Source organism: Terriglobia bacterium (assembly GCA_036496425.1).
Lineage (GTDB): Bacteria > Acidobacteriota > Terriglobia > 20CM-2-55-15 > 20CM-2-55-15 > 20CM-2-55-15.
In genome coordinates this window covers 1-8,810 of the sequence record DASXLG010000041.1, presented here as the reverse complement: position 1 = coordinate 8,810, position 8,810 = coordinate 1, and the positions used below count along the sequence as shown (strand labels likewise).

Below are 8,810 nucleotides of genomic sequence, written 5' to 3'. Positions count from 1 at the left end.
GCTCCGTCCGATACACGAGATCCGGATTCTCGATCCTGCCGAGCGGGCGGTTGGGCGGAATCACGATGACGTCGAGGCTGTAAATTTTGGCGAACTCCTCGGCTTCCGTGTCGGCGGTCCCGGTCATGCCGGAGAGCTTCTTGTACTTGCGGAAGTAGTTCTGGAACGTGACCGTCGCGAGCGTCTGGTTCTCGCGCTCGATCTTGACCTTCTCCTTCGCCTCGACGGCCTGGTGCAGGCCGTCGCTCCATCGCCGTCCCGGCATCAGCCGGCCGGTGAACTCGTCGACGATGATGACTTCGCCGTCCTTCACCATGTAGTCGACGTCGCGGTGGAAGAGCGCGTGGGCCCGCAGCGCCTGGTTGATGTGATGGATGAGCTCGACGTTTTCCGGAGAATACTCGTCGAACAGATCCGGGACACCCAGCAGGCTCGAGGTCCGGCCGTTGCCTTCGTCCGTCAGCGTGACGGTGCGGTGTTTCTCGTCGACCTGATAATCGATGTCGCGGCGAAGTTTCGGAACGATCTTGTCGATGCGATAGTACTTGTCGGTGGACTCGTCGCTCGGCCCCGAAATGATCAGCGGCGTTCGCGCTTCATCGATGAGGATCGAGTCGACTTCGTCGACGATGCCGTAGTTGTGTCCGCGCTGGGTGCATTGCGAGACGTCGAACTTCATGTTGTCGCGCAGGTAGTCGAAGCCGAATTCGTTGTTGGTTCCGTAGGTGATGTCCGAACCGTAGGACTGCCGGCGTTCGTCGTCGTCCAGACCGTGCTGAATGACACCGACGCTCAGACCAAGGAACTTGTAGAGCCGTCCCATCCATTCGGAGTCGCGGCGTGCCAGATAGTCGTTCACGGTGACAACGTGGACGCCTTTGCCCTCGATCGCATTGAGATATGCGGGCAGCGTGGCAACCAGCGTTTTACCTTCACCCGTTTTCATTTCCGCAATCCGGCCCTGATGAAGAACCACTCCTCCGATCAGCTGCACGTCGAAGTGGCGCATGTTCAGAATGCGCTTGCCGCTCTCGCGGACGACGGCGAAAGCTTCAGGAAGGATGTCGTTCAACGGCTCTTCGTTTGCGGCGCGCTGCTTGAAGTCGGCTGTCCTGGTTTGGAGTTGTTCGTTGCTGAGAGCAGAGATCTGCGGCTCTAAGGCGTTGATCTGCTGAACTATGGGCTGAATTTTTTTGACTTCGCGCTCACTGTGGGAGCCGAAGACCTTGTTGTACAACGCATCGAGCATAGAAGAGTTTAACGGAAACTATAGAGCAACCTCAAGTGGTGGTACGAATGGGGATTATTGGAATTTCATTTTATTGGAAATTGCATCAGTCGAGGTTTTTTCCATTTCTTCATTTTGAAATGCAGAAACCTCGAATGATGCAATTTCTAATAGAATTCTAACCCTTCGGCAGATAGTCTCGCGGGTTCTTCGGCCGGTCGTTGAGGCGGACTTCGTAGTGCAAATGCGGCGCGGTGGTTCGGCCTGTCGTGCCGACGAGGGCAATGACGTCGTTCTTTTTCACTTTCTGCCCCACTTTGGCAATAAAGCGCGAGAGGTGGCCGTACCGCGTCGTCAGCCCGTTGCCGTGATCGATGATGACCAGATTTCCGTAAGCCGCCATTCTTTGCGCATAGATCACGCGGCCGTCCGCCGGGGCGTGAACTTGAGCGGCATAGAGGGCGGAAATATCCACGCCGAGGTGGGTTTCGGCCTCGCCGTTAAATGGATCCGAGCGGCTTCCAAAGTGGCTGGTGATCGGGCCCTTCACCGGCCAGATGTTCGGTGTGATCCTCCAGCGGCCCGCCCGCTGTTGCGCGACTTCCTGAAGCATCGAAAAATGCTCTTCCAGTTCCGACGTCTGCCCCTTGAGAAGCTCGATCCCGTTCTTGGTGCTCATGGCGCCCAGCAATTGGGCCGTCGGGTAGTCCACTCGCGAACCGCCTTCCGCCGGAGCGGCGCCGTTCAGCTTGCCGCGGTTCGTCATGGAGTCGTTTTCGATCAGGTTCTGGATTTTTTCGGAAATGGTTTCGAGGTTGGTGATTTTTTCGCCGAGCTTGCGGGTGGCGACTTCGAGGTTTTTCTTCTGAACTCGAAGGTTTGTGTTTTCGGCTTGGAGCTTATCGTAGTCGGCGGCCTTGAAAGCCATCTTCGCGTAGTTGAAACCGAGGCCAATGGTTACAAAAAATGAAAGAATGCCTATGACACCTAGAAGATATAGAGCCCGAACCGGCAGCCTCAGCTTATGGAGCCGCGAGCTGGCGTTCGGCACAATGATAAAGGTATAAAATCTCTTGCCCATTCGTTTTACTCCCGTAGCTGAGTTTTCCGAGAGGGCCAAAGTCCTATTGAACTCGTTAATTATTTGAATAAGAAGGACTTAATGGCAATAAATACACTGAAACTAGGTGGGCATCGTAACAAACGGCCGATCTGATGGTCAAGCGCAAAACAGGAATTTTGCACAATTTTACGGTTTGGCGTGGCGGGCGGCTTGTCTGGGTTTTTCCGCTTCTCGCCATACTGACTTTCATATTTTCCTGGGTTGGAGCCTACCCCTCGGGGCTAGTCGAACGCTGGTACGCCCGAGGTGTTTTTCCACATCTTTCCCATTTCGCCGGCCGCTTCGCGGATGCGGTTTCATTCGCATGGCTGGATCCGACGATCGTCATTGCGCTGGTCCTTTTGGTCGGACTCGTCTGGAAGCGGCGTTGGACCTGGCTGGTGAACATCGTTGCGGTGGCCTATCTGGCCTTTTTCTGGTCATGGGGCTTGAATTACCACCGTCCGCAGCTCGCTTCGAAACTTCAAGTCGACTCGGCGAGGACCACTCCGCCGGCCATCGATCAGTTTGCCCGGCATGCGGCAGCCGAACTGAACCGCCTATACCCGGAGAAAGAGAAAGAATCCTACGATGAAGGCCGCGTCCGCTCCGAAGCGGCCGCCCGGGTGCGGCGGGTCGTCGATGTGATCGACGGTTCAGACTGGGAAGCGGCCCATCGGATCAAAATTTCGCGCCTGGCCGATCCCTGGATGCACGCTGCGGGAATCGACGGCGTCTTCAACCCGCTTGCCCACGAACCCGTCATCAGCAATACGCTGCTGGATGTCGAGAAGCCCTTCGTCATTTCTCACGAACTGGCGCACGTTCGAGGCTACCCCGACGAAGGTGACGCGAATGTGATCGCCGTATTTGCCACCATGATGTCGAATGATCCGGCATTTGAGTACAGCGGATGGCTCAATCTATGGTTGTATTTGCGGACCAGGGAACTCGACAAACTGCTCGATCCCGGTCCGCGGAACGACATTCAGAGAATCGTCGAGCGGGCGCGCGGGGAAGAGATTGCCTGGATCAACGATTTCCAGCGGTCTCTGCTCGACTGGTTTCTTAAAGCAAACAACGTCGGGCAGGGTGTGCGGAGTTACTCTCGCGTCGTGATTGTCGCTGCGGGTACCGAGCCGTTCTGGGAACATTTTCGCTGAGAAAGGAAATCGGCTAGCATTAAACCCCTCATGGAACCGCGGCTCATTGCGATTATTGGCCCGTTGAAGGGAACGATCATCCCGCTGGTCGACGCCGAAACGATCATCGGGAGAGAGCCGTCGAATCGCATTGCCATCAACGATCCCCTGGTCTCGCGGAAACATTGCGTCCTGCGCAACATAGAGGGGAAGATCCATATCGCCGATCTCGAAAGCCTCAATGGAACGTTCTTGAATGGCGTACCGGCCGGCGAGAGAGTTCTCGAGAACGGCGATCGCATCAGGGTCGGCAGCTCGCAATTCATCTTCCTGGAGTACGAGACCGGCGCCATTCCCGGCGTTCCCTTCATCGATTCTATCGACGAGGTTTTCAAAACCTCGATCATGATGACGGCCGGTCCGGAAGATTCGATGTTTCTGCAGCCGGATCACGTCGCGGACCCCTTGCCTCCCGACTCCAGGTTTGCGCGGGATCTTGCCGCTGTTCTTCGGATCAGCACGGCAATTAACGCGATCCGGAAAGCCGGCGAATTGCAGGCCCGGGTTCTCGAGATGATTTTCGAGGTGATACCGGTGGAGCGGGGGGCGTTCCTGCTCGCGCTGGACAATTCGGACCAATTCGTTTCCGGAACCTACCGGGAGCGGGAATCCGATATCGCTGAACCTTTCCGGGTCAGCCGGACGGTGGTCCGGCGCGTGTTCCGCGAAGGAATCGCGCTCATCGCCAACGACATTCTGACGGATCAGCAGATCCAGCCGGCGGAAAGCCTGGTGGCTTCCCAGATCCGGTCGTTGCTCTGCGTGCCGGTGATCGTGTTCGGATCGAAGTTGGGAGTGATCTACGCCGACACGACGCATCCAGGCGTGGCGATCGACGAACATCATTTACACATGCTCACCGCAATCGCATCCATTGCTGCCGTCGCGCTGGAGCACGCGCGGTACGTCGAACGGCTTGAAGATGAGAACCGCAGACTGATCGAAGAGATCAACATTCAGCATGACATGATCGGCGAGAGCGCACGGATGCGTGATGTCTATCAGTTCGTGAACCGCGTCACGACGTCGGACTCCACGGTTCTGATCCGCGGAGAAAGCGGCACCGGAAAGGAGTTGGTCGCCCGTGCCATCCATCGCAACAGCAAACGCAGCGGCCGGGCGATCGTTGCCATCAATTGCGCCGCGCTGACCGAGAGCCTGCTGGAAAGCGAACTCTTCGGACACGAACGCGGCGCGTTCACGGGCGCCGTGCAGCAGAAGAAAGGGAAGATCGAGATCGCCGATGGCGGCACCCTGTTTCTCGATGAAGTCGGAGAGCTGGCGCCGCAGCTGCAGGCGAAGCTATTGCGCGTTCTCCAGGAACGGGAGTTTGAGCGCGTCGGCGGCACCCGGCCCATCAAAGTCGATATTCGCCTGATCGCCGCGACGAACCGGGAACTCGAAGACGCGATCAAAGCCGGGCAATTCCGCGCCGATCTCTACTATCGCCTGAATGTCGTCTCGTTAATATTGCCTCCGCTTCGGGAGCGCCGTGAAGATATTCCATTACTCGCATCCTACTTCGTTCAGAAGTATTCGTCGGACGCCAACCGGACTATTGCCGGCATATCCCGGGAAGCGCAGGCGCTTTTGAATAAATATGACTGGCCGGGCAATGTGCGTGAACTCGCGAATGCGCTGGAGCGGGCCGTCGTCCTGGGATCGTCCGACTACATCCGGCCTGAGGATTTGCCGGAAGCCTTAGTCGAAACAGCACCGCCGTCCGAAGCCGTAAAAGCCGGCATCCAGCACTACCATGAGGCTGTGAACGGCGTGAAGCGTCAGCTGATCCTCAGCGCGCTCGAGCAGGCCGGCGGCAGCTTTACCGAAGCGGCGAAGCTGCTCGACCTCCATCCCAATTATCTGCACCGATTGGTCCGTAACATGGACCTCCGCAAGAATCTGCGCCCTTAGCCTTCCACGGAATACCGATTGCAGTCTTCCTTATCAGGGGAGGGATAACAATGAGAACCAGCAAATGGGTTGCCATTATGGCAGGGGTGACTCTATGGGCATTGTCGTTCGCAGGTGCGGCAAGCGCTCATAAAATCTACCCGGGGCAAGGCATCGGGAAAGTCGACGCCGGTACCGACATTGCGGTCCGCACCAACGAGCGGATCCGGGCAAACGGCAGCGATGGCCGGGTTTTCAGCGGCGCTGTGGCGGAGGACGTCCGGGACAGGCGGGGCGACATCGTGATCCCGAGAGGTTCGCCGGTTGAACTGATGGTGAGAGAACTGGCGAACAATGACTTTGTAGTGGATCTGGATTCCGTGATGATCGACGGCGACCGTTACGGCGTGGACACCAACGGCAACGTCGTTGGAGCTGAGAACGGCGGCCTCGGAACAAACAAAACAACTGGTGAATATGTGGGCGGCGGCGCGGTCCTCGGCGCGATCATCGGCGCTATTGCCGGAGGCGGCAAAGGCGCAGCCATCGGCGCGGGCGCCGGAGCTGCCGGGGGAGCCGGAACCCAGGTCCTGACGCGCGGCAGAGATGTGGATGTTCCCGCGGAATCCCTGCTGACCTTCCGGCTTGCAGAACCGTTAAGAGCCGGCGTCGCCGACAACGGCTATCTGCGCAACGGCATCCACTACCATCAGGGTCACGAAACACAGCAGGCGTTCCGGCAGAAACCAGGCGCTTACAGCAGCGGACGAGGAACTTTAAGCATTGGCCGGGATAACAAGGTTTCGTGGCAGGGTTCGGAAAGCGGGTTCGTCTACGTTCAAATGGACAATCAGGAACCGAAACTGTTCGCTTCAGGGCAATCCGGAGTCGAAGCGGCGCCCTGGATGAATCCTGGGCATCTCTATGTATTCACGTTCAAGGATGCGAACGGTAACGTTCTCGCCAGTGATCGGTTGGATCTTCGGCGGTAAGAAAAGACTCATTTCAGGTTGTATCAATGGAGGTTTCTGCATTTCTATATTTGAAATGCAGAAACCTCCATTGATACAACCTGAAATAGTCTTAACTCACCAAAGCCGTCTCTCATAATACGCAAAGAAAAGATTCTGCCCGTCGCGAAGGGATCTGCCGTAGATCAGGTTCAGGGCGTGAGTCGGAGTCTCGAAGCGGACGCCCCCGCCCACATCGAGCAGCAGTCTGCCTTCATCGAAAATATGATTCCGGTCCCAGGTTTTGGCGCCATCGAAGAACGCCTGCCATTTCACGGTGACGTAGGGGATATCGAATGTGTTGAAGAAAGGGATGGTCGCGAGACGGCGCTCGATATCGTTATTCACCAATACGAAGTCGGTTCCCATCGGTCCCGTTCCATAGTGGCCATGATCCTGGATCCTGTGGGCGCGCAGCGGATTCTCGCTGTAGATATCCAGCCCCAGCATGAAGTACTGCTCGACCGGCAGGTTTCCGCGTGAAGTGCCGCCCTTTACCGTCCAGTCCAGATACGTGCGCGTATCTTTCGACAAGGTGAGGCGGTTGTCGAGTTGGGCGGTGCCGCCGGAGAACTGCGTATCGCCGATAATGGAGCGGCGCGACGCAAAGCCTTCCAGATGGAGCCGGTTCTCATAGCGTCTATCGATGAGACGCAGGCTCGCATCGGCCGTCAGCATCCCCATCTTGCGTTCGCCGGTGAACAGCTGCGGCAGAGTGCCTTTCGCATTCCGGTTCCGGTATTCAAATCCGGCTCCCAGCTCCAGGCGATACTGAGGAATTGCTGTGATGTGAATGCGAGGCCCGATGGACTTGTAGTCGAAGAGGGCTTGCGCCTTGTTTTGCGGTTGAATGGTTGTTAAATCCCAGCGCTCGAATCTCCAGGTATCGCCGGCTTCGAGATAAAGCAGGCCCGGAACGGGGATCGGCATCTTGAATTGAGCATCGGCGCGCCTGCGGCCGGTTTCCCAGCGGTAATCGCTGTTGAAGTTCAAACCGCTGTTCCCGATATTCCAGAGATCGAAATACGAGGTTTCGATCGGCGCGCCTTTCAGAAGGTCGAATGCGATGTTTGAAAGGGAATTGGATTTGGTGGTGGTGCGGACGACGGCATTGTATTGGTCCGGAACCTGAGTCGGTTCGATCTCGAGTCCGGCGTTCGTAAAGTTTTCGGTTTCGAACAGACGCGATTCCGTCGTTTTCCATTCCGAGTACGAGAGCACGCCGCTCGGGTGAAACGCAACCGCATCCCGCACCACCCACGAACCGAACCTCAGGTAGTAATTGTGGAGAATGTCGTTGATCAGCGGGCGGCCGCCCTTGTTCCAGGAGCGTAACGCCGACTGGACTTCTCCTTCCGACATGTCGATCGTCGCGAGAAGATCTGAAGCATAGTTGTTATTGGGATCGACCGACAGGGCGCTATGAAGCTCCGATTTCGCGGCTTCGCTGTCGTTGTTATCCAGAAAAAGGTCCGCCAGTTGATTGTGGAAACGGGCGTCGTGGGGATAGCGCTTGCTGCCTTCCCGCAGCGTATCCTCGGCGCGCTGGTAATCCTTTGTGCGGCCATAGGCGTTGGCGAGTTCCAGATAGATGTCCGGCGTGGGTTTGCTTGCCAGAGCGTCCGACAGGATGTTGATCGCGCGGACGTTCTCGCCCCGGTCCATGGCCTGGCGAGCCTCTTCGATTTGAGCAATGGCGGCCGTCGAGATTGTGAAAACCAGCAGTACCGCGGAAATAGCCTTCATTCGCACCTAAAGCGTTGGATTATAATTTCGCGGTATGAAAAACTTCCGATCTTTTCTCTTGTTGACGTTCTTCCTTGTCGCGGTTTCAGCGTTTGCCGACGAGGATGTAACGATATTCGGCGCTGTCCAACACGAGGGAAAGCTGACGTTACAGTCCGCGCAATCCACGGCTACTACTACCGGCAACTTCAATCCGTCAAACTTCGGCGTGTTCGGCGCCCGCTTCAGCCACGGCAAGATTTTCGGCGGCGAGCATACCTTCGCGTACGCGTCTGATTTTCTGGGCGGCGGTGCCAAAGCATTCATTTATAACAGTGATTTCATGTTGCAGGCTCCTTTGCCGAGGATACGGCCATATGCCGTCGCGGGTCTGGGAACGATCATTACCTGGGGCTCGAATTCCGCAGGGCAGCCGGATCTTTCCAAAATCGGGACGAAATTCGCTCTGAACTACGGCGGCGGTCTGAAAATTTTTCCTGCCGGGCCGGTCGGGGTACGATTCGACATTCGCGGCTACGCGATTCCAAGCGCCTCGTTCAATCTTCCCGCTGCGCTGAATGCCGGGAACCAGTCCATTATTGCGACCGTGAAGAGCCAGAGTCAGACCTTGAATTTGCTGGAAGTAGGTC

At 56.9% G+C, this 8,810-nt stretch carries 7 protein-coding genes; 4 read left to right on the top strand and 3 right to left on the bottom strand.

The window, feature by feature from the left end; all coding sequences use genetic code 11:
- Window positions 1–1,249, bottom strand: a 1,249-nt coding sequence (locus tag VGK48_03220; GenBank protein HEY2380172.1) for a DEAD/DEAH box helicase, incomplete at its 3' end; no start/stop codon positions are given.
- Window positions 1,250–1,406: 157 nt separating this feature from the next.
- Window positions 1,407–2,309 (bottom strand): M23 family metallopeptidase, encoded by a 903-nt coding sequence (locus VGK48_03215; protein HEY2380171.1) that lies wholly within the window; start codon window positions 2,307–2,309, stop codon window positions 1,407–1,409.
- A 134-nt stretch (window positions 2,310–2,443) separates the two neighbouring features.
- On the opposite strand from VGK48_03215, the gene VGK48_03210 reads away from it, so the two are divergent.
- Genes VGK48_03210 through VGK48_03200 form a run of 3 tightly spaced genes read left to right on the top strand, consistent with a single transcriptional unit; the run spans window position 2,444 to window position 6,417 of the window.
- Window positions 2,444–3,493: a DUF3810 family protein gene (locus VGK48_03210; GenBank protein ID HEY2380170.1), complete on the top strand. Its 1,050-nt coding sequence runs from the start codon at window positions 2,444–2,446 to the stop codon at window positions 3,491–3,493.
- A gap of 30 nt (window positions 3,494–3,523) precedes the next feature.
- Window positions 3,524–5,446, top strand: coding sequence for a sigma 54-interacting transcriptional regulator (locus VGK48_03205; GenBank protein HEY2380169.1), 1,923 nt, complete (start codon window positions 3,524–3,526; stop codon window positions 5,444–5,446).
- Window positions 5,447–5,496: 50 nt separating this feature from the next.
- On the top strand, window positions 5,497–6,417 hold the full coding sequence (locus VGK48_03200) for a hypothetical protein (protein ID HEY2380168.1): 921 nt from the start codon (window positions 5,497–5,499) through the stop codon (window positions 6,415–6,417).
- A gap of 96 nt (window positions 6,418–6,513) precedes the next feature.
- Here VGK48_03200 and VGK48_03195 read toward each other — a convergent pair whose 3' ends face one another.
- Window positions 6,514–8,181 carry a tetratricopeptide repeat protein gene (locus tag VGK48_03195; GenBank protein HEY2380167.1) on the bottom strand — a complete coding sequence of 556 codons (1,668 nt, stop codon included), beginning with the start codon at window positions 8,179–8,181 and terminating at the stop codon, window positions 6,514–6,516.
- Window positions 8,182–8,215: 34 nt separating this feature from the next.
- On the opposite strand from VGK48_03195, the gene VGK48_03190 reads away from it, so the two are divergent.
- Window positions 8,216–8,810 (top strand): outer membrane beta-barrel protein (locus VGK48_03190; protein ID HEY2380166.1); only part of this gene is annotated, 595 nt, incomplete at its 3' end.